Origin of the sequence: Phenylobacterium sp., assembly GCF_004299445.1 — a bacterium.
GTDB lineage: Bacteria > Pseudomonadota > Alphaproteobacteria > Caulobacterales > Caulobacteraceae > Phenylobacterium.
The window spans coordinates 178,285-198,025 of record NZ_SCTC01000003.1; the positions used below are offsets into that span (position 1 = coordinate 178,285).

At 69.1% G+C, this 19,741-nt stretch carries 16 protein-coding genes; 2 read left to right on the top strand and 14 right to left on the bottom strand.

The features are described 5' to 3' along the window. Positions 1-32: 32 nt before the first annotated feature. A complete protein-coding gene (locus EPN98_RS01105) occupies positions 33-956 on the bottom strand; it encodes a nitronate monooxygenase (RefSeq protein WP_293359068.1) in 924 nt (307 codons plus the stop codon). Between the two features lie 11 nt (positions 957-967). After that, a complete protein-coding gene (locus EPN98_RS01110; RefSeq protein ID WP_293359071.1) occupies positions 968-1,777 on the bottom strand; it encodes a DUF1295 domain-containing protein in 810 nt (269 codons plus the stop codon). A gap of 102 nt (positions 1,778-1,879) precedes the next feature. On the opposite strand from EPN98_RS01110, the gene EPN98_RS01115 reads away from it, so the two are divergent. After that, positions 1,880-2,704 (top strand): glucose 1-dehydrogenase, encoded by an 825-nt coding sequence (locus EPN98_RS01115; RefSeq protein WP_293359073.1) that lies wholly within the window; start codon positions 1,880-1,882, stop codon positions 2,702-2,704. 202 nt (positions 2,705-2,906) lie between these two features. Here the strand turns inward: EPN98_RS01115 and EPN98_RS01120 are convergent, their stop codons facing one another. From EPN98_RS01120 to EPN98_RS01175, 12 genes are all read right to left on the bottom strand, one after another. Further along, the gene (locus EPN98_RS01120; protein WP_293359076.1) at positions 2,907-4,694 is read right to left on the bottom strand and encodes an AMP-binding protein; all 1,788 of its coding nucleotides are present in this window, start codon (positions 4,692-4,694) and stop codon (positions 2,907-2,909) included. Between the two features lies 1 nt (position 4,695). Continuing rightward, entirely contained in the window at positions 4,696-5,916 is a 1,221-nt protein-coding gene (locus EPN98_RS01125; RefSeq protein ID WP_293359079.1) for an acetyl-CoA acetyltransferase, read from the bottom strand. 13 nt (positions 5,917-5,929) lie between these two features. Continuing rightward, entirely contained in the window at positions 5,930-6,826 is an 897-nt protein-coding gene (locus EPN98_RS01130; protein ID WP_293359082.1) for an SDR family NAD(P)-dependent oxidoreductase, read from the bottom strand. Positions 6,827-6,898: 72 nt separating this feature from the next. Next, the gene (locus EPN98_RS01135) at positions 6,899-7,957 is read right to left on the bottom strand and encodes a hypothetical protein (protein WP_293359085.1); all 1,059 of its coding nucleotides are present in this window, start codon (positions 7,955-7,957) and stop codon (positions 6,899-6,901) included. Between the two features lie 57 nt (positions 7,958-8,014). Continuing rightward, positions 8,015-8,959, bottom strand: coding sequence for a helix-turn-helix domain-containing protein (locus tag EPN98_RS01140; protein WP_293359087.1), 945 nt, complete (start codon positions 8,957-8,959; stop codon positions 8,015-8,017). Between the two features lie 103 nt (positions 8,960-9,062). Further along, complete coding sequence (locus EPN98_RS01145) at positions 9,063-10,751, bottom strand: class I adenylate-forming enzyme family protein (RefSeq protein ID WP_293359089.1); 1,689 nt, start codon at positions 10,749-10,751, stop codon at positions 9,063-9,065. Between the two features lie 60 nt (positions 10,752-10,811). Continuing rightward, positions 10,812-11,441, bottom strand: coding sequence for a 2-dehydro-3-deoxy-6-phosphogalactonate aldolase (locus tag EPN98_RS01150; RefSeq protein ID WP_293359091.1), 630 nt, complete (start codon positions 11,439-11,441; stop codon positions 10,812-10,814). Continuing rightward, positions 11,438-12,352 (bottom strand): 2-dehydro-3-deoxygalactonokinase, encoded by a 915-nt coding sequence (locus EPN98_RS01155; RefSeq protein WP_293359094.1) that lies wholly within the window; start codon positions 12,350-12,352, stop codon positions 11,438-11,440. Before EPN98_RS01155 ends, EPN98_RS01150 begins: the two co-directional genes overlap by 4 nt. Then, positions 12,352-13,098, bottom strand: coding sequence for an SDR family oxidoreductase (locus EPN98_RS01160; RefSeq protein WP_293359096.1), 747 nt, complete (start codon positions 13,096-13,098; stop codon positions 12,352-12,354). Before EPN98_RS01160 ends, EPN98_RS01155 begins: the two co-directional genes overlap by 1 nt. Beyond that, positions 13,098-14,822, bottom strand: a complete 1,725-nt coding sequence (locus EPN98_RS01165; RefSeq protein ID WP_293359099.1) for an IlvD/Edd family dehydratase — start codon at positions 14,820-14,822, stop codon at positions 13,098-13,100. The genes EPN98_RS01160 and EPN98_RS01165 overlap by 1 nt, the downstream gene beginning before the upstream one ends. Next, complete coding sequence (locus tag EPN98_RS01170) at positions 14,812-15,720, bottom strand: SMP-30/gluconolactonase/LRE family protein (RefSeq protein WP_293359102.1); 909 nt, start codon at positions 15,718-15,720, stop codon at positions 14,812-14,814. The genes EPN98_RS01165 and EPN98_RS01170 overlap by 11 nt, the downstream gene beginning before the upstream one ends. 65 nt (positions 15,721-15,785) lie before the next feature. Then, positions 15,786-18,131 (bottom strand): TonB-dependent receptor, encoded by a 2,346-nt coding sequence (locus tag EPN98_RS01175; RefSeq protein ID WP_293359105.1) that lies wholly within the window; start codon positions 18,129-18,131, stop codon positions 15,786-15,788. Between the two features lie 140 nt (positions 18,132-18,271). Between EPN98_RS01175 and EPN98_RS01180 the strand changes: the two genes are divergently transcribed. Continuing rightward, positions 18,272-19,726, top strand: a complete 1,455-nt coding sequence (locus tag EPN98_RS01180) for an MFS transporter (RefSeq protein WP_293359108.1) — start codon at positions 18,272-18,274, stop codon at positions 19,724-19,726. Positions 19,727-19,741 lie beyond the last annotated feature (15 nt).

Below are 19,741 nucleotides of genomic sequence, written 5' to 3' on the forward strand. Positions count from 1 at the left end.
TCGAAGCTGGCCGCCGCCTTGTCAAGGCGCGCTCAGGTCGTACGGCCCGCGCGCTCGTAATCGGCCACCATCTCGTCCACGATGGCGCCGAGCGGCTCTATCGCCTTGACCTCGCCCGCGCCGTGGCCGGCCGACCACACGTCGCGCCAGCGCTTGGCGGCGTCTTCAGGGCGGCCCAGATTGATCTCGGCCTTGGCCTTGAGGCCCTCGGCGTCGTAGCCCGCGGCCAGCAGGCTGGCCTTCAGCCAGTTGGCCGGCATGCCTGTGAGCGCCGCGGAGGTGACGATGTCCTCGGCCGTGGCGTCGACCAGCATCTGTTTGTAGCCCGGCACGGCCAGGCTCTCCTCGCAGGCGATGAGACGGGTGCCGAGATAGGCCAGGTCGGCCCCCAGCACCTGGGCCGCGCGCACAGCCCGCCCCGAGCCGATGCCTCCGCCCAGAACCAGCGTGCCCTCAAACCACTCGCGGACCGCCGGCGCAAACGCGAACCCTGAGATCGGCCCCGTGTGGCCACCCGCGCCCGAGGCGACCAGGATCAGGCCGTCGACGCCCGTGGCGGCGGCCTTGTGGGCGAACGTCAGCGAATTGACGTCGGCAAAGACCAGTCCGCCATAGCCGTGAATCGCGTCGACCACCGTGGCGGGACTGCCCAGGGCGGTGATGACAATCGGCGGCCTGTGCTTCAGCACCAGCTCCAGCTCCTCCTCCCAGCGGGCGTACGAGCGGTGGACCATGATGTTCATCGCCCACGGCGGGGCGTCGGGCGGCAGGGTCGCATTGATGGTCGCCAGCCACTGGTCCAGTTCATCCAGCGATCGCGCGTTGTTGCCCGGGAACGAGCCGATGATGCCGGCCTTGCAGGCCGACAGCACCATGTCGACGCCGCTGACCAGGAACATGGGCGCGGCGATGGCCGGGAGCCGCAGCCGCTCGGCGATGTGGGCGGGAAGCGACATGGAGGCTCCGGTCAGGCGGCTTCAGGCGGCTTCGGCGGCCACGGGACGAAAGGCGACGTGCGGCGAACGTAGTCCTCGTAGTCCGGCTTGCGCCGCTTCATGCGGCCCTCGACCGTGGGCATGCCGCTCCAGCGGGTCAGCGTGTAGACGAGGTAGATCGGCCCGACCACGGCGAACAGCCCCAGTTGCGTCTCCGCCGCCACCAGCCACAGCCCCCACCAGACGCAGGAGTCACCGAAGTAGTTGGGGTGACGCGTATAGCGCCAGAGGCCCTTGTCCAGAACCTGGCCGGCGTTGGCGGGGTTCTTCTTGAAGCGGACCAGCTGCCAGTCGGCGAGAGACTCGAAGGCCAGGCCGAACAGCGCCAGCACGACGCCGGCGATCCCCAGCGCGCCGAGTTCCGCCGGCTCGGGGGACACCTGGCCCAACTGGACGGGCAGGCAGACCAGCCACAGCAGCGGCATCTGCAGCATGAACACCAGCCGGAACGACGCGTAGCCATAGCCCCAGCCGCGCTCGGCCTTGGCCTTCTCCATCATCCGCGTGTAGCGGCCGTCCGGCCCATGATCGCGCCAGCGCCACAGCATGTATCCGCCAAGGCGCAGCGCCCAGGCGACGCAGATGCCGGTCAGGATCATCCGGCGTGACGTGCCGCCGCCAGTCTGCAGGAAGGTCGAGATCGCCACGACGCCCATGCCCAGGCCCCAGAGGCTGTCCACCGGCGTCACGTCCCTCTGGGCGACACAGATGGCCCAGGCCAGAACAAAGAGACCCAGGATCACCACCGCGTTGACCGCCAGGATCACCACGAAATCAGGCACGCGCGGCCCTCCCTTTCCCACCCTCGGAACGCGGGGCGGTTTGACAGTCTTTCTATGCAAGTTAAGGTCGCGCCACAACGCGAAAAACCCGGAGATGATGGCATGAGCAGCTACGGCGGCAAGGTGGTGCTCGTGACCGGGGCGGCGGGCGACATCGGGGCGGCCGCGGCGGCCGCCTTCGCCCGCGACGGCGCGGACGTGGTGGTCACCGACCGCCGGGCTGATGCGCTTGAGGCTGTGGCCGCCGCCCTGCGCGAAGCCGGCGGCCAGGTTCTGGCGCATGCCTGCGACCAGTCGGATCCCGCCGCGGTCGAGGGGCTGTTCGCCGCCATCAAGGATCGGTTCGGCCGCCTGGACGCCGCCTTCCTGAACGCCGGCTACGGTCGCTATGGCCCGCTGATCGACATTCCCTTCGACCAGTGGCGCAAGCACGTGGACGTCAACCTCAACGGCGGCTTCCTGATGGCCCAGGGGGCCGCGCGGGCCATGCGCGACGCGGGGCGCGGGGGCGCGATCCTGTTCACGGCGTCGACCGCGGCGACCCACATCTGCGACCTGCTGGGCGCCTATGCCTCCTCGAAGGCCGGGGTGCGGATGCTGGCCAAGTCGCTGGCATCCGAGCTGGGCGTCTGGCGCATCCGGGTGAACCTGGTGCTTCCCGGCGTGATCGAGACGGCGATGACCCAGTCGCTGATCGACGACCCCGCCGTCCGCGCCGACGCGATTACGAACACACCGGTGGGCCGGCTGGGCAAGCCCGAGGACATCGCCAGGCTGGCCGTGTTCCTGTGCGGCGACGAAGCCGGCTATGTCACGGGCGCCGAGATCCTGGCCGACGGCGGCCAGACCCTGCATGGCTATCCCCGCTGGTTCAGCGCCGACTACGCGAAGACCGGCGCCGAGTGGACCCCGCATACCCAGCGCTGAGCCCCTTCCTTATCCCACGCAGTGGGAGAGGGGGACCGCACGCCGAGCCGCAGGCGAAGAGCGGGCGGTGGAGAGGGCGAGCCTCATACACAGAGCCAAGAATACCCGGTCCGACCACAGAGCCTGCGGCCTGCCCTCTCCACCATCGGCTCTTCGGCCGATGGTCCCCCTCTCCCACTTCGTGGGAAAGGAAGGCGTTGAGTCAGAGGGAAATCACACCCGCGTCCGGCGCTTCCGCGAATAGCCGCTCAACCTCGCTGACGCGCCGGTCGATGACGGCGCGGCGGTTGATGGTGCCCTTGTCCGAGATTTCATGGGCGTTGGCGCTGGGCGGGTCCTTGAGCAGCAGGGCGCGCTTGATCCGCGCCGCGCTGCCGTGCTGTTCAGCATTGAAAGCCGCGAGGCGCCGGCCGATTTCGGCCAGTTCGGCGTCCGGCCGGGCCCACAGCATCACGCCCAGATAGGGCCGCCCGTCGTCGCAGAGCACCAGGTCGCTCACCAGCGGCGACAGCGTCTTAATCAGCCCGTCCCGCAGCCCGCCGCCATAGACCCAGGCGCCGCTGGACAGCTTGAACTCTTCGGCTGCGCGGCCGGAGAAAGCCAGGCCTTTGCTGGGGTCGGCGGGGTCGTGGAACGTCACCAGGTCGCCGGTGCGATAGAATCCTTCCTCGTCGAAAGCCGCAGCGGTCTTTTCCGGCTCGTCCAGATAGCCCGTGGTGACGTTCGGCCCGCGGGCGCGCAGCTCGTAGCGGTCGCCCACGGGAACCAGCTTCACCGTCGTGCCCGGCGCCGGCAGACCGATGCCCACCTTGTCGGTCTCGAAGTGGATGACCATGAAGGCCGAGACGGTCTCGGTCATGCCATAGCCGCTGGTCATCATGATCCGATGGCCGGTCTCGGCGACCGCGGCGGCCTGCAGCCGATCCAGCACCGTCTGCGGCAGGCCCGCGCCGCCGTACAGCATCAGCCGCATCTTCCGGAAGAAGGTCGCGCGCAGTTCGGCGTCCTGTTCCAGCGCGTCGGTGAGCATGGCGTAGCCCAGCGGCACGTTGTTGAAATAGCTGACGGAAATCTCGCGCAGGTTCCGGATCGAGGTCTCGAACAGCCCTGGCGCCGGCTTGCCGTCATCGATGTAGAGCGTGCCGCCTTCCAGCAGCGTGGTCCGCAGCACGAAGGCGCCCGCCGCATGGTGCCAGGGCAGCCAGTCCAGCATGACCTCATGCCAGCCGGCGGCCTCGCCGATGGTCTGCTGGCACTGGGTGGAGTTGGCCATCAGGTTGTCGAAGGTGATCGGCACCACCTTGGGCAGGCCGGTGGAGCCCGAGGTGAGCATCAGGGCCGCGCGGTCCTGGGGCTGCAGGCGGGCGATCGACGCCGCCACCGCCTCGGTCGGCGCGGTCGCCAGCACGTCGGCATAGGCGACCGACGGCTTCGACAGCCGGCCCGGATCGCCGGTGATGATGGTCGCGCCGCCGAGGTCCAGCGCCTCCAGCGCGCCCTTCGCCATTGCGGTGTCCTCGGCGAACACGACGCCGGGCCTCACCTTGGACACCACGTGCGCCAGCCGCCCGTAGTCGCCGCCCAGGGCCGCGTAGGTCACGCTGACCGGACAGGCCGCGCGACCCGACGCCTGCGCGGCAAAGCTCATCACCGCGAAGGCCGGCGTGTTGCCCGCCAGGATCAGGACCGCGCCGTCCGAGGCGTTGTCCAGCAGCCACTGGGTGGCCGCATCCATGTCGCGCTTGAGCTGGCCGTAGGACAGGAACGCCCACACGCCGTCCGCGCCCCGCTGGGCCAGCGCCGGCTTGTCGGCCGAGACCGCGGCACGCCGCGCGAAGGCCGCGGGGATGTTCGGATCGTAGGGCCGCAGCGGGATACGCGAGGCGATGGTGATCGCGCCGTCCGCGCGCCGCTCCACCTCCAGGTCCACCGGCATCAGGTGAGCTTCGCGGAACGGCGCCTTCACCTCGGCGACGGCGCTGTCGGCCATGTCAGACGCCCACGACCAGGCTGACCGTCGTGGTGGTCGAGCCGCCGATATTGAGAGTCTGGACGGTCTTGGCCCCCTCGACCTGATAGTCGCCCGCCTTGCCCGTCACCTGCTTGTAGGCGTCGAGGGTCATGCGCACGCCGGTCGCCCCAACCGGGTGGCCCAGGCCGATCAGGCCGCCCGACGGGTTGATCGGCAGGCGGCCGCCGATCTCGATGGACCCGTCCTCCACCGCCTTCCAGGCTTCGCCCGGCGCGGTCAGGCCCAGGTGTTCGATGGCCATGTATTCGGTGGTGGTGAAGCAGTCATGGGTCTCGACGGCGTCCAGCTCGGCGATGTCGGTCACGCCGGCCCGGCTGCGGGCCGCGTCGATCGCCTGCTTCACCCGCGGGAAGACGTAGGGCTGGCCCTCGCTGGCGCGGACCTTCCGGTCGTAGCTGATGGGCGCCGAGGTGTGGCCCCAGCCCTTGATGCGCGGCAGGCTCTCCAGCGGGATGCCGCGCTTGTCGGCGTATTCCTTCGCGGCTTTGGGCGAGGCCAGGAAGATCACCGCCGAGCCGTCGGTCACCTGGCCGCAGTCGTTCTTGCGGATCATGCCCTCGACGACGGGGTTGGCCTCGTCATCTGCAGTGAAACTGCGCTCATTGAAGGCCCACTGGCGCGTCTGGGCGTTGGGGTTCTTCCGGGCGTTGGCGAAGTTGATCTCGGCGATCCGCATGAGGTGCTCGTACTTCAGGCCCCAGCGGCGGTCGTACTCCTCGCCCAGGTCGGAGAAGGCCCGCGGCCAGAGGTAGGTCGCGTCCTGCAGCTCGTGGCCGGTCCAGGCCGCCGCGCCGAGGTTTTCGGCCGCCTTCTGGCCCGAGACATTGCGCATCATTTCCAGGCCGACGACGCAGGCGGTGTCGTAGCGGCCGGCCTCGATCTCGGCGGTGGCCGCCAGGATCGCGACGCTGCCCGAGGCGCAGGCCGCCTCATGGCGCGACGTCGGCATGCCGTCGAACGCGGGGTGCACCAGGCCGAAGAAGCCGCCCAGCAGCCCCTGGCCGGCGAACAGGTCGCCCACGAAGTTGCCGACGTGGCCGGTGTCGATGTCCTTGGGTTCGAGATCGACGGCGGCCAGACCCTCGCCCACCACCTCGGCGAAGGCGTCCGCGAAGTCCATCTGCTTGCGGGCCCAGTTCTGGGAGAAGTCCGACTGCCAGCCGCCAAGAATGTAGGTCATGGTGTCCTCGTGGTTATGCCGGAGTGGCGGCCAGCGCGGGGCGGCCGTCCATGAAGGCCGCAAAGGCCGTGTGGGAGTCAGGATAGGCCTCGCGCGGCTCGGCGCGAATAGCCGCGTGCACCGCCGTGCCGATGGGCCCGACGAGGCTGACCGGAGCGCCTTCGACCGCGGTCGCGATCCGCAGCCGGCCGCCACCCGAGACCAGCGTCTGGCCCGTGATGTCGCAGTCCTCGCTGACCAGCCAGGACACCAGCGGCGCGACATCGGCCGGGTCCATCCGCTCGGCCAGGCCGGGCGCGAGGTGCTGGGCCGTCATCGCGGTGACGGCGTAGGGCGCGATGGCGTTGATGAGCACGTTGCGAGGCCGCCCCTCCGTGGCCAGTCCACGGACCAGGCCGATCAGGGCGGCCTTGGACGAGGCATAGGCCGCCATGCCGTCGCCGCCGTGCAGACCGGCTGACGACGCGCTGACCACGATCCGGCCGCCGGCCTTCGACAGCACGGGCCAGGCCGCATGCACGAGGTCGAACGCGCCGAAGAAGTTGATGTCGAAGATGCGCCGGAAACCCTCTGGGGTCTGGCGATGCAGGCGCAGCGTCTCGGGCACGCCCGCGTTCGACACGACGCCGTCCAGCCGACCGAAAGTGTCGAGCGCCTGCTCGACCAGCCTGGCCCCCGTGTCGGGCGCCTCGGCGGGGTCCAGATTGGCCACGGCGCGGCCGCCCCTGGCCACGATGTCGGCGACGACGGCTTTGGCGCTGGAGGGCTGGCTGCGGTCAGCCCAGCGGTTGTTGACCACAACGCTGGCGCCGCGCGCGGCGAGATCAAGAGCATATGCGCGGCCCAGCCCCTTGCCGGCGCCCGTGACGATCACGACGCGGCCCGACAGGTCGGTCTCTACAGCCGCCATCGCACGCTCCTCCTGGGATCGATCATCCACATACCGTATCGTTATGCAAGTAACTTGCGCCTAAGCTGGCGATCACGCGTCCGCGAGACGGCTGCGAAACGGCGTCGCCAGCGGGCGGGTCATCAGCCCCGGGGCCGCGGCCACGACGTGCGGGATGGCGTTCAGAACCGCGCCGGCCACCCCGATCTGCTCGGCCGAAGTGGCCGTCGTGTCGCCCTCCCGCTTCTCCAGGTCGATGCTGATGCGCACGCCCGGGTGGCCCTTGATCCGGATGCGCCAAAGCGGCGGATCGGGCTCGTCGAGGTGCGCCTCCTCCATCCACCAGTGGATCGACATGGTGAGCTTCGGTTGACCCTCCACGATACCGTTCCAGCGCCAGTTCACGTGACCGATGCGGCCTTCCGGAATGACCCCTGCCGCGACGCCCAACTCCTGGGTGGCGGCGAACACGCGGTGGTCGGTCTCGACGCGTTCGAGCGCCAGGCCGAGGTGCTTGGCCATGGCCGCCAGCACCTCCTCGTACATGCCGTTCAGCGAGCTCGCCGGGCCCCACGCCGGGTCGTTGGGATCGACGTCCGCCGGGTCCGACCCGAACCCCAGAATGCGGAAGACGTAGTCCGGATTGCGCACCGCCCGGCAGTCGACGCTTTCCACCACCTCCACGTGATCCAGCGCCTGGCAGACGCCGGTGGCGACGACGGCGATCTGCTCGGCGGCGAAGCCCGGGTTGAGGCCGGCCGCCATCAGGCTGGTCCCGCCCGCCCGGCAGGCGGCCTCCATCGCCTCGCGGCGTTCACCCGTCCAGTGCGAAGGCCGGCTGTAGCCGTTGATGCTGATGACGTTCTTGCCCGAAGCCAGAAGCTGCAGGATCTCGGCGTCGTGCGAGCCGTAGGGCGGGGCCAGCCGCGCGCAGTGGATGACGACGTCGGCGTCCAGCGCCAGGATCTCGCCGATGTCGCGGGTGGCGATCACGCCGGTGGGCTCGCGGCGGGCGATCTCGCCCGCGTCGCGGCCGGCCTTGTCGCCATAGACGTAGAGGCCCACCAACTCGGCTTCGGGATGGTCGAGCACCGCGCGCAGGCACGCCTTGCCCATCGCCCCCGTCGCCCACTGGATCACGCGAAAGGTCATGCCGCCGTCTCCCTCGCGGTCCGCCTTAACGCATTCAGTATCGTTATGAAAGCGACTTCAGGCCGGCTCTCTTTGGCGGGTTGGGTCGGCCTCGATCACCTCGAAATCGACCGCGTGCGCCTCGACCGGCTGCCCGCAGCACGAGCAGGTGACCGCCGGCTCCAGGTCGTGGCCGTCGGCCTTGTGGCGCAGCAACAGCGGCGGGCCCTCGGGCGAGACGTAGTACTTGTCGCCCCATCGCAGCAGCATCAGCAGGACCGGATAGTAGTCGATCCCCTTCTCCGTCAGCCGGTACTCGAAGCGCCGCGCGCCCAGGTCATGGGTGCGGATCACCCCCTGGGCGGTCAGCCAGGACAGACGTTCCGACAGGATGTTGGTGGCCATCGCCGTGTCGCGCTGGATCTCGTCGAAGCGTCGCAGGCCGGTGAAGATCGAACGCAGCACCAGGCTGGCCCAGCGGTCGCCGGTGATCTGGGCCACATCCACCATCAGGCCCTGGGCGTTCGAGGCCGCATGCCGCTGCTGACGGCGGCGGCTGTAGCGGGCGGCCATCCAGCCCACGCCCGGCCCCTCGGCCCAGTCGACATCCCGCGCGCTGATCTCGTCGCCGCACTTCAGGCAGGTGGGGACCGGCTCGAAGGCATGTCCGCAGGTCTTGTGGCGCAGGGTCAGCCGCAGCTTGCCCTCGGGCGCGCTCCACCGGCGCTCCCACCGCAGCATCATCAGCGCCGGCCAGTAGAGGTCCCGGCCCTTGGCCGTCATGTGATATTCGAACCGCGGCGGCGCCTCGCTGTAGAGCTTCTTCTCCAGCACGCCCGCGGCGACCAGCTTCTTGAGCTTGTCGCTGAGACGGGTCTGCACCAGGCCCGTCCGCGCCCGGAATTCGTCGAAGCGCCGCGCCCCGATCCAGCTCGCTTCCAGGATCAGCAGCACCGACGTGTCGCCCACGACTTCCAGCGCCCGCCAGATCGAACAGGTGCGGATGAACTTGGGCGTCGTCATGGTTTAGGCGTGCTCTTCCAAGGCCTTGGTCGCGAAACGCCGCGGTTGAAGTAGCAGTATGCAAGCCACCTAGAGCGCGCAAGCGATCGCACGCGACAGGCGATCACGCCGACAGCAACTGCCCAAGTTCACGGCGCAGCACCTTGTTCAGCGCGTTGCGAGGCAGGGCCGCCACCACCTGCAGCCGCTCGGGCAGCTTGTAGGTGGCGATATCGTGCGCCTTGAGGTGAGCATTCAGTTCGTCGAGGGTCAGGCTCTCGCCCGGCTTCAGCGCCACGAAAGCGCAAACGCGTTCGCCCAGGCGTTCGTCGGGATAGGCCGCGCAGGCCCCTTCCCGCACCTTGGGATGACCTTCGATCAGGACGTCCAGCTCGGCCGGCGAGATGTTCTGGCCGCCGCGGATGATGATCTCCTTGCAGCGGCCGACGAAGCGATAGAACCGCCCGCCGTCCTCGGGCGCGATCTCGAAGAGGTCGCCGGTGCGGAAGAAGCCCTGATCGTCGAACGCCCCCTTCGTCAGCTCGGGCGCGCGGTAGTAGCCGTCGAAGGTCATGGCGCCCGAGATGCGCAGCTCGCCCTCGACGCCCGGCTCGGTGATCTCGCGGCCGGTCGCGAGGTCCACCAGGCGGGTCCGGATCTTGCCGGGGAACGCCGCCGGCCAGTCCACGCCCTGAGCCCCGAAACGCGGGAAGAAGCGGGCGCGATGGTCGGGATCGGGGATCGCCTCGCCGGTCGAGAACAGCGAGGCGCCCTCGTTCGAGCCGAAGACGTTCATCACCGTCACCCCATGCCGCTCCTGCCAGCCGGACACCATCCAGGGCGACAGGGGCGCCGAGCCCGAGCCCAGGCAGCGCAGTTTCGACAGGTCGGCCTTCGCGAGCAGCGCCTCGTTCTGCAGCAGCATGTTCAGCACAGCGGGCGGCGCCACGGTGTAGACGACGCCCTCTTCCTGCATCTGGCCCAGGAAGATCGGCAGATCGAACGGATGGTGCTGGATCAGCCGGCCCTGGCACACGAGCCACGGCATCAGCATGCCCCCGATGGCCGCGATGTTGATCAGCGGGAACGGGTTCAGGATCGTGTCGCCGGCCGTCAGACCCGCCGCCTCGACCAGGGCCTCGCCATTGACGACCCAGTGGTCGTGATGCCGCGGCACGCCCTTGGGCATGGCCTCGGTGCCTGACGTCCAGCAGATGGTCAGCGCCTCGGCGGCGTCCAGATCGGCCGGCGTCGGGAAGGGCGTCCTCGCCGCCCGGTCCAAGAGGTCCGACATACGGCTGACGCCCTCGGGCGCCTGGTCTGCCAGCGAGAGGATCTCGGCCGCCGTGACACCCTCGCGCCTCAGGTCCGCCAGCATCGCGGCGTGGTCGCAGCCGTGAAACTCGCCAACCGTCAGGTAGGCCTTCGGCTCGATGACCGGCAGGATCTGGCGCAGCTCGTGGCCGCGGTACGCCATCGCGATCGGACTGAGGATCGCCCCCATCCGCGCGCACGCCAGGAACGCCAGCACGCCTTCGACCACGTTCGGAAGCTGTGTCGCCACCACATCCCCGCGCCCGACGCCCAACCCGGCCAGCGCGTGGGCCAGCGCATCGACGCGCGTCTCGAGCTCGGTCCACGTCAGCCGCTGCGGCGGCGACCCGACCAAAGCCTCGCGGTTGGGGGCATCCGCCAACGCCGCCTCAGGGCCGCGCTTCGCCACCGCGTCGCGGAACAGCGCATCGACGGTCTGGCCCCGCCACCACCCCCTGCGACGATACTCGGCGACGCGCTCGGGCGGGCTCGGACGCACGGCAGTGTTCCCTCTGACAAGCTGTCCCGCGAGCATGCACAGTGAGTATCGTTTTGCAAGTCACTCGGATCTGAAGGCCTCGACGGAGGCCTTGATGCGCATGGCATTTTCGGCCGTCTCGCGAGCCGCCTGTCCTGGACGGAACAGCTCGCCGCCGAGCCCGAACGCACGAGCCCCGGCCGCCCACCAGTCCGCCATGCTGTCCGGGCCCACGCCGCCTACCGCCCAGACGATCGCGTCCGCCGGCAGGACGGCCTTGAGCTGCCGCAGGTGGATCGGGCCATAGGTCGTGGCGGGGAACAGCTTTAGATGCCGGGCGCCGGCTCCATAGGCGGCGAACGCCTCGCTGGCGGTGGCGAAGCCCGGCGCACACTCCAGCCCCAGCTCGACAGCGCGGCGGATCACGGCCACATCGGTGTTCGGCGAGACGATCAGCCTCCCGCCGGCCTCGGCCACGGCATCCACGCGGTCGGCCGCCAGCACAGTCCCGGCGCCGATCGTCATGCGCCCTTCGAAGGCGGCCACGATCCGGCGCAGGCTGTTGAGCGGCTCCGGCGAATTGAGCGGGACCTCCACAGCCCGGATTCCGGCCGCATAGAGGGCGTGGACATGCTCCACCACCTCGTCCGGCCTCACCCCGCGCAGGATGGCGACCACGGGGCATTCGACCAGCGCCTCGGCGAGCTTCATGAGGAGACCTTCGTGGTGTGCAGCGCCCAGAGACCGGCGACGGCCGCCGCCTCGCCGTCGTACGCGCGCGTCCGCACGCCCCGGGCGTCCAGGGCGCGGGCGTAGAGCGCGCAGAGCTTTGCGTCACCCAGCAGGATGACGTCGGTGACCGGCGCGTCGGCGAGCAGCCTGGGCGTCGCCGCCACGTCGGCGCCGATAAGGAGGCCGGAGAGGAAGCTTGCCGACGTCGCGGGCGCTGCGTCGCCGCCAACCACACGGGCGCGCGCAGTAAAGAGCCGGGCCGCGAGCGCCGCTCCGTCGCCGGCGGCCGACAGGCCTTCGTCGAAGGCTTCGCTGTCGCCGGGGGTCGAGTCGGTCGCCAGCACGCCGTGCGTCGTCAGGAGGGCGAACAGCTCGCCCGTCATTGCGGTTGCGAAGGCGGTCAGGCGCCCGTTCTCCACGACCATCCATTTGGCGTGCGTCCCGGGATGGCAGACCAGATGGCGCCCCTCGGCGTATTCCGGGTGCTGAGCGAGCCAGCCGAAGAGCTGGGTCTCCTCGCCTCGCATGACGTCGCCATGGCCGTTGAAACCGGCGTAGCGGACACCGGGGACGATACGCACATCCGGCGCGCCAGGCGCGGCAATCATCGACTTCGCCAGATCTGGCAGCGTCGTCGGGCAGTCATGGTAGGGCGCTGTCGTCCAGCCAAGGCCCGAGCCAACCATGCCGCAGAGTATGGCTGGAGTGTTTTCGGCATGCAGGACCGGTCGGACCTGATCGGAGAAGACGGCTGCCGCCTCGCCCCGCGGCAGGCGCGAGACCCCCAGCGGAAAATCGCGTTCGGCCACCACGGCGCCCTGCCCGTCCAGCGTCCAGGCCCGCAGGTTTGTGGTGCCCCAATCGCAGGCCAGCAGGGCTGCGGCGGGCATCAGAGGCGCCCCGCGTCGACGACGAGGTTCTGCCCGGTCATCATGCGGCTCTCATCCGACGCCAGGAACAGGGCGGCGCGCGCGATGTCGTCGGGCAGGATACGATCCTTCAGCGCGACCTGACGGGCCCACTCGGCCTCGGCCTCCTGGGTCAGCCACAACTCGAGCTGCCGCCCGGTCACCACCCAGCCCGGGGACAGGGCGTTCACCCGTATGCCGTCCGGGCCCCATTCGCGCGCGAGCCCCTTCGACAGGCTGTTGATGGCGCCCTTGGCCGCAACATAGGCCGCCATCCCCGCCGGGCCCCAGAGGGCGTTGATGGAGCCGACATTGACGATCGCGCCACCGCCCTCGGACTTCATCATCGGATGGACGGCCACCGAGGCGATGAGCGCGGGGTCCAGGTTCACGGCCAGCGACCTGCGCCAGGCCTCGGGCGTGAGCCCCGCGGCCTCGTGACGGGTGTCGTCCGCCACGTTGTTGACCAGGATGGTGATCGGGCCCAACGCCGCCGCCGCGTCCTCGATGGCAGCCTGCAGCGCCGGCGCGTCCGTGACGTCGCAGCGCCGGAACCAGCCGCCCACCTCCCCGGCCAGCGCCTCGCCGGCCTCAGCCTGCAGGTCGATGAAGGCGACGCGGCACCCTTGGCGGGCGAACTGGCGGACGAAGCTCTCACCGATACCGGTCGCGCCGCCCGTCACGAACACCACTCGCCCGCGCAGGCTGGGATAGGAGGCGCCATCCATCAGTGGGACTCGCGCGTGACGTCGGCGCTGGATTTTCCCACCAGGAAGTCGAGGTCTGCGCCGCGGTCGGCCTGGAGAACGGTGTCGATGTAGAGCTTGTACCAGCCACGGGTGAACGTGGAAGGCGCGCGGGCCGCCTCCCAGGTCTGACGACGCGAGGCGAGCTCAGCATCGCTGACCAGCAGTTCCAGGCTGCGGCCGGGGCCGTCGAAGGCGATCTCGTCGCCGCTGCGAACCAGGGCCAGCGGACCGCCGGCCTCGGCCTCGGGCGACACATGCAGGATGACCGTGCCGTAGGCGGTGCCGCTCATGCGCGCGTCCGAGATCCGCACCATGTCGCGCACACCCGCCTGCAGCAGCTTGCGCGGCAGGGCCATGTTGCCCACCTCGGGCATCCCTGGATAGCCCTTCGGCCCGCAGCCCTTGAGGACGAGGATCGAGGTGGCGTCGACGTCGAGGTCCGGATCGTCGATGCGCGCCTTGTAGTCCTCGATGTTCTCGAACACGACCGCCCGGCCACGGTGGGTCAGCAGGTCCGGCGTCGCGGCGCTGGGCTTCAGGATCGCGCCGTCAGGGCAAAGATTTCCCCGGAGCACCCAGACTCCTGAGGAAGGGCCGATCGGGGCCTCGATGCTGCCGATCACGTCGCGGTTCCAGACTTCGGCGGCGTCGGCGATCTGACCCTGGGTGAAGCCGGAGACGGTCAGCGCTTCCCGGCGAAACACGCCCGACAGTTCGCGCATAACGGCGGGGCAGCCGCCCGCGTAGCAGAAGTCCTCCATCAGATAGCGCCCCGAGGGCATCAGGTTCACCAGCAGGGGCGTTTCGCGTCCCAGCCGGTCAAAGTCCTCAAGACTGAGCTCGACGCCGACCCGTCCCGCCAGAGCCAACAGGTGGACCACCGCGTTGGTCGAGCCGCCGATGGCGGCGTGCATCAGGATGGCGTTCTCGAACGCCTCGCGCGTCAGGATCTGCGACAGCCGCACGTCCTGCTTTACCAGCTCGACGATCCGGTTCCCGGTCATGTGCGCCAGGGTCTTTCGGCGCGCATCCACGCCCGGCAGGGCCGCATTGTTGGGCAGGCTGACGCCCAGCGCCTCGATGAGGCTGGCCATGGTCGAGGCGGTGCCCATGGTGTTGCACGTGCCGTGACTGCGGCTCATCCCCGCCTCGGCGCCCATGAAATCCGCAAGCGTCATCTCGCCGGCCCGCACGGCCTCGGAGAAGCGCCAGACATCCGTGCCGGAGCCGATATCACGCCCCTGAAACTTGCCGTTCAGCATCGGTCCGGACGACACCACCATCGTGGGCAGGTCGACGCTGGCCGCGCCCATCAGCTGGCCGGGCGTGGTCTTGTCGCAACCGCCCAGCAGCACCACGCCATCGATCGGATTGGCCCGGATCGACTCCTCCACCTCCATCGCCAGGAGGTTCCGGAACAGCATGGCCGTGGGCCGCATCTGCGTCTCGGGAAGGCTCATCGCCGGGAACTCGATCGGGACGCCGCCGGCCTCCCAGACGCCTCGCTTCACGTACTCGGCCAGGTCGCGCAGGTGGAACTGGCAGGTCACCAGCTCGGACCAGGTGTTGCAGATCCCGATCACCGGGCGGCCGTCGAACACATGGTCCGGCAGGCCCGTTCCCTTGATCCAGCTGCGGTGGATGAAGCCGTCGCGGTCCAGCTTGCCGAAGTTCTTCTGACTGCGGGCGGGCTTATCGGCCATTCAGGCGCTCCGGATGGATAAGAGTCCCCTCGAACAGGGGCAGGGGCTGCCCGGCGACTCCCGGTCGAAACGCGAACAGACCGCCGGCCAGAGGCTGTGCATGCCGATCCGCATCCGACAACCCGTCCCAAGCGCTGGTGACGAACAGGGTCTGAAGGTCAGGTCCGCCGAATGCGCAACTTGTGGGCTGCTCCACCGGCATCGGCACGATCCGGTCGATCCGCCCGTCCGGCGCGTACCGGACCAGGCGCGCGCCGCCCCACTGGGCGTTCCAAAGGAAGCCTTCGGCGTCCAGCGCGCCTCCATCGGGCGTCGCCGTCTCGCCCCGCGTGTGGGCGAAGACCGTACGGCGGCTCAGATCCACGGTGTCGTAGGCGAAAATCGTCTGCGCCTGCGAGTCCGCCAGCAACAGCTTGCGCCCATCCGCTGTGAAGGTGACCGTGTTGGCGATGTTAACGCCGTCGATGATCGGTTCGGTCTCGCCCGATCGTCGGGTGCGGTAGAGGCGGCCCGGTCGGCGCCCGCCGTCGTCGTCCATGGTGCTCCACCAGAAGTCGCCATGGGCATCGATCTTGCCGTCGTTGGTCCGGAAGCCGGGCTCGAGCGCCATCGGTTGCAGAATTCTCAGCGCAGCGCGGTCACTATCCCAGTGCGCCAGGCCGCGCTCGGTCGCCACCAGCAGGCCGCCGACGGCGCAAGCCGCCGCCGCGCTGGCGCGCAGTCCCAGGTCGTGGCGTCCTGCCTCGCCGGAGTCTGGGGAAACCCAGTTCAGCGCACACCCCTTGATGTCGAACCAATAGAGCCGCCCCTCGCGTGCCGACCAGCAGGGCCCCTCGCCCAGTCTGTCGTGGGATCGGACCAGGCATTGCGGCTTGAGGCCTTCGGTTCGGCTATCCATGGCCCCCATCTCGCCCGGCTTGACGCGCCGACGTCAACGCCGGCGCGTCCCGCGTCGCGGCCGCTCTAGAAGCGCTTCTGCACGATCACGCCGTAGGTCCGCGGCTCCAACAGCCGCGCGTTCCGGTAGCGGCCGATCAGGGCGTCCTCGATGATGATGTTGGTGATGTTGTCGTCGTTGGTGAGGTTCTTCACGAAGACCCGTGCGCTCAGGCCCTTCGGATCGTTGTCGAAGCGGACCTGCAGGTCGACGACGCCCCACGAGTCGATGCGGTCGGTGGGGGTGTTGTATTCCCGCGCGAAGTACGAGTCCTGCCAGGTGGCGTCGACGCGGAAGGTCGCCGTCCAGTCCCCGGCCCCGATGGCGGTCTGGTACTGGGCCCCCGCCTTGACCTTGAAGCCCGGCGAATGCGGCAGCTCGTTGCCCTTCAGGTTGACCCGGACGGTCGGCGTCGTGGCCGTCAGGCTCTGCGCCGGGTTGGCCGCATCCTCGCTGAGGAACGTCCCGATGCTGGTGTGGAGATGCGAGATGTTGGCGTCGAACAGCCAGTGCTCGCCCAGCGAGTACGCGAACTCGCCTTCGAGACCATAGATCGTCGCGTCGGCGTTTCGCGTGACCACGCCGCCGTTGATGCGCTGGCCCAGCTGCAGACCGGTGTAGTCGTAGTAGAAGGCCGTCACGTTCGCCTGCAGCGCGCCGTCCATCAGGACGTTCTTCGTCCCCACTTCATAGGCGGTGACCGTCTCGGGCCCGAACGTTGGCGCAGACGCATTCGCATTCTGCCCGCCGCCCTTGTAGCCCGTCGAAACCGATCCATAGACCAGGGTCTTTTCGGTGAAGGCGAGGTCCGGCGTCCAGTCCAGCGCGACCTTGTAGGTGGTCTTCTGGCCTTCGAACTTGGCGTAGACCCAAGGGCCCACTGGGGACAGCACAATGGATCGCGACTCGCCCGAGCGCTCCTCCTCGGTGTAGCGGGCGCCCACGGTGAGCCGGAGGTCGGGGGTGACCTCGAAGTAGCTTTCGCCGAACAGGGCCCAGGTCTCGCTCTTGCCGTTCCGCGTCAGCGTCGAGACGCGCCAGGCCTCCTGCGGCCGGCCGAGCGCACGCTGGAACAGCTCGATGGCCGGATGCCAGGTCTCGAAGCCGCCCGAGTTCGTGCCCTGGGCGCCGAAGTACCCGACCAGGAAGTTGAACCGCCCCTCGAACTGCGACGCCAGGCGCAGCTCCCCCGTCTTGGTGGTCCCGCGCCCCGTGAAGCTGTCGGTGGTGAGCAGGCGATCGGTCGTCACCTGCGTGTCGCGATCCTTGAAGTAGGTGATCGGCCGCGTGAAGCGGAACGGCAGGTCTGCGTTATCCCAGTCAGTGTTCTGCTCGGTCGAGAACTTCGAGTAGCCCAGGACGGCCGACAGGGTGATCGGGCCGAAGTCGTGATTGAACTCGAACGACGCGGCGGTCTGGGCCGCCTCGTAGGTCGGGTCGGTGTCAGCCGCGATCGCGCGCAGGTCCGTGGGGTTCGGCGCGCCGGCGTAGATGTTCCCGCCGGCCGGGAAGGGCGTGAACGCGCGCGCCAGGGTCTGGAGGATCGTGGTGTTCGCGTCCGGCGAGTCGAAGCCCAGGACGCGCGGGTCACAGCCCAGCACGGGATGGGCCTTGCACAGGCGCTTGCCTTCCCGGGCGCGCGAGCTGTCCTCTTCGAACCGGCTCAGCATCAGTGTGGCGTCGGTCTTTTCGCCGAGGTTGAAGACGAGCGATCCGCGGGCGCCCCATTGGTCGCGGCCGTCCACGTCGTGGCCGGTCGCAACGTTGCGGGTGTAGCCGTCGCGATCCAGGGAGTAGCCGGCCAGCCGAAGGGCCGCCACGCTGCCGAGGGGCAGATCGACCGCGGCGCCCAGCCGGATGTTGTCATAGTTGCCGGCCTGGACGCTGACCTCGCCGCCGAACTCGGTCCCCGGCTTGCGGGTGATGATATTGATCGCGCCGCCCGTCGTGTTGCGCCCGTAGAGCGTGCCCTGCGGCCCCCGCAGCACCTCGATCCGCGCGATGTCAAAGAACTCGTTCTGCGGCGGATAGCCGATCGCCGCGCCGTTGACGAACGTCGGCACGCCGGGGTCGACGCCGGCCAGGGCGTTGTTGCCCACGCCGCGCAGCGTGAAACGGTCGTTGCCGGTGAGGACGGCGTTGGGGATCGAGAGCTGGATGTCGGTCGCATCCTCGATCTGGACCCGATCAAGCGCCGCCTCGGAGAATGCGCTCACGGCGATCGGTACGTCCTGGAGGTTCTGCTCGCGCTTCTGCGCGGTGACCACCAGTTCCTCGAGCTCGTTGGCGGTGTCGGCAACGGCGGCGGGCGCCCCGGCCATGAGGGCGATCGTGGACACCGCGGCGATGGCGACGGATCGGTAGCTTCGCATGTCTCTAACTCCCCCTGAGGCGTCGGGAGGTTCTCCCTTGTCCGCCGGCGTGTTTATTGTAAGTAACGTCAATAACTAGATTGGGAGGCGCGCGACCGTCAAGCCCAATTGAACACTTCGTCAATAGTGGGGAATGCGCCGTGGAGCGAACCGACACCCAGGCCCAGGCGACCGGGCTGGTCCCCGCGGCCTCCCCCAGCATCGCGCAGAAGGTGTTCTACAGCCTGGGTCAGGCGGCCCAGTCCGGGGGCTTCGACACCGCTGTGGGCTTCGTCTTCTTCTACTACTCGGCGGTGCTGGGGCTCTCAGGCACGCTCATCGGCGCGGCGCTGGCGGTGGGGTTGGTCTTCGATGCCCTGGTCGATCCGGCGATCGGCTCCTGGTCAGACAACCTCAAGTCCCGCCTCGGACGGCGCTTGCCGCTGATGATCGTCTCGATTCCGCCGACGGTGATCTGCGTCGGCTTGCTGTTTTCTCCGCCAGCCGGTCTCTCGCAGCCGCTGCTGTTCGCCTGGCTGGCGGCCTTCTCCATCGCGGCGCGTTGCGCCATCTCGCTGTTCCATGTGCCTTACGTCGCCCTGGGCGCAGAACTGACCACCGACTATGCGGCGCGGACCAGCGTCGTGGTTTATCGCTCAGCCGCCGGCGTGCTGGCCGGGCTGGTGATCACAGCGCTCGGGTACACGGCATTCTTCGCCGATGGCGGCCTGCAACGGGCGGAAAGCTATCCGGGATTCGGCTGGTCGGCGGCCGGGGTCCTGTTCGTCTGCATGAGCGCCTGCTGCCTGGGCCTCTGGCGCTACGCCGCAGCTTTGCCGCAGCCTGAGCGCGTGGCCGAACCCATGTGGCGGCGGATGCCGTCCGAAGTTGTGGAGATCTTCGCCAACCGTTCGTTCCGGCTGCTCTTCATCTCGGCCGTCATCACCTACGTGGCCCAGGGGCTGAACGCGACGCTGAACCAGCATTCGTTCGTGTTCGTCTGGCTGATCAAGAGCGAGAACATCCAGTTCATCTCCTACGCCTTCGTCGTGGGCCTGCTGCTGGGGGTGGGCTCGGCGCCGAAGATCCAGGCGCGCCTCGAAAAGAAGACGGTCGTGCTGATCGGCCTGTCCCTGCTGATCGCCAACTGGCTGGTGATGCAGGGCGCCTGGCTGGCCGGGATCTATTCCCCTGTCGGCGAGGCCGCGCTGCTGCCGATGCAGATCAACTCCTTTGTCGCCGGCGTCGGCCTGGGCTTTGTCAGCGTCGCCTACCCTTCGATGATGGCCGACGCCGCCGACGAGCATGAGCACCTGTTCGGCCGGCGCCGTGAGGGGCTCTACTTCGCGGGCTTGGGCTTCGCCAACAAGGCGGCGGTGGCTGTCGGCGTCTTCATCGCCGGCCGGGCGCTGGACGTCATCCGCTTCCCCGCAGACCTCGCCAAGAACCCGGGCGCGGTGCTCCCGGATGACGTCAAGGTGCAGTTGGTCTGGGTCTGGGGTCCGATCCCGGCTGTCATCGCGGTCATCTCTATGGTGATCTTCGCGTCCTATGGGATCACCCGCGCCCGTCACGCCGCGATCGCCGCCGCGCTCCGCCCCTCCGGCGGCGGCTAGGCGCAGCGGAAGGCG

Coding starts and splice junctions, on each gene's coding strand:
- EPN98_RS01150 (WP_293359091.1), bottom strand. CDS start 11,441: ATGAAGCTCGCCGAGGCGCTGGTCGAATGCCCCGTGGTCGCCATCCTG.
- EPN98_RS01175 (WP_293359105.1), bottom strand. CDS start 18,131: ATGCGAAGCTACCGATCCGTCGCCATCGCCGCGGTGTCCACGATCGCC.
- EPN98_RS01125 (WP_293359079.1), bottom strand. CDS start 5,916: ATGACCTACATTCTTGGCGGCTGGCAGTCGGACTTCTCCCAGAACTGG.
- EPN98_RS01165 (WP_293359099.1), bottom strand. CDS start 14,822: ATGGCCGATAAGCCCGCCCGCAGTCAGAAGAACTTCGGCAAGCTGGAC.
- EPN98_RS01155 (WP_293359094.1), bottom strand. CDS start 12,352: ATGCCCGCCGCAGCCCTGCTGGCCTGCGATTGGGGCACCACAAACCTG.
- EPN98_RS01105 (WP_293359068.1), bottom strand. CDS start 956: ATGTCGCTTCCCGCCCACATCGCCGAGCGGCTGCGGCTCCCGGCCATC.
- EPN98_RS01170 (WP_293359102.1), bottom strand. CDS start 15,720: ATGGATAGCCGAACCGAAGGCCTCAAGCCGCAATGCCTGGTCCGATCC.
- EPN98_RS01115 (WP_293359073.1), top strand. CDS start 1,880: ATGAGCAGCTACGGCGGCAAGGTGGTGCTCGTGACCGGGGCGGCGGGC.
- EPN98_RS01130 (WP_293359082.1), bottom strand. CDS start 6,826: ATGGCGGCTGTAGAGACCGACCTGTCGGGCCGCGTCGTGATCGTCACG.
- EPN98_RS01120 (WP_293359076.1), bottom strand. CDS start 4,694: ATGGCCGACAGCGCCGTCGCCGAGGTGAAGGCGCCGTTCCGCGAAGCT.
- EPN98_RS01160 (WP_293359096.1), bottom strand. CDS start 13,098: ATGGATGGCGCCTCCTATCCCAGCCTGCGCGGGCGAGTGGTGTTCGTG.
- EPN98_RS01140 (WP_293359087.1), bottom strand. CDS start 8,959: ATGACGACGCCCAAGTTCATCCGCACCTGTTCGATCTGGCGGGCGCTG.
- EPN98_RS01135 (WP_293359085.1), bottom strand. CDS start 7,957: ATGACCTTTCGCGTGATCCAGTGGGCGACGGGGGCGATGGGCAAGGCG.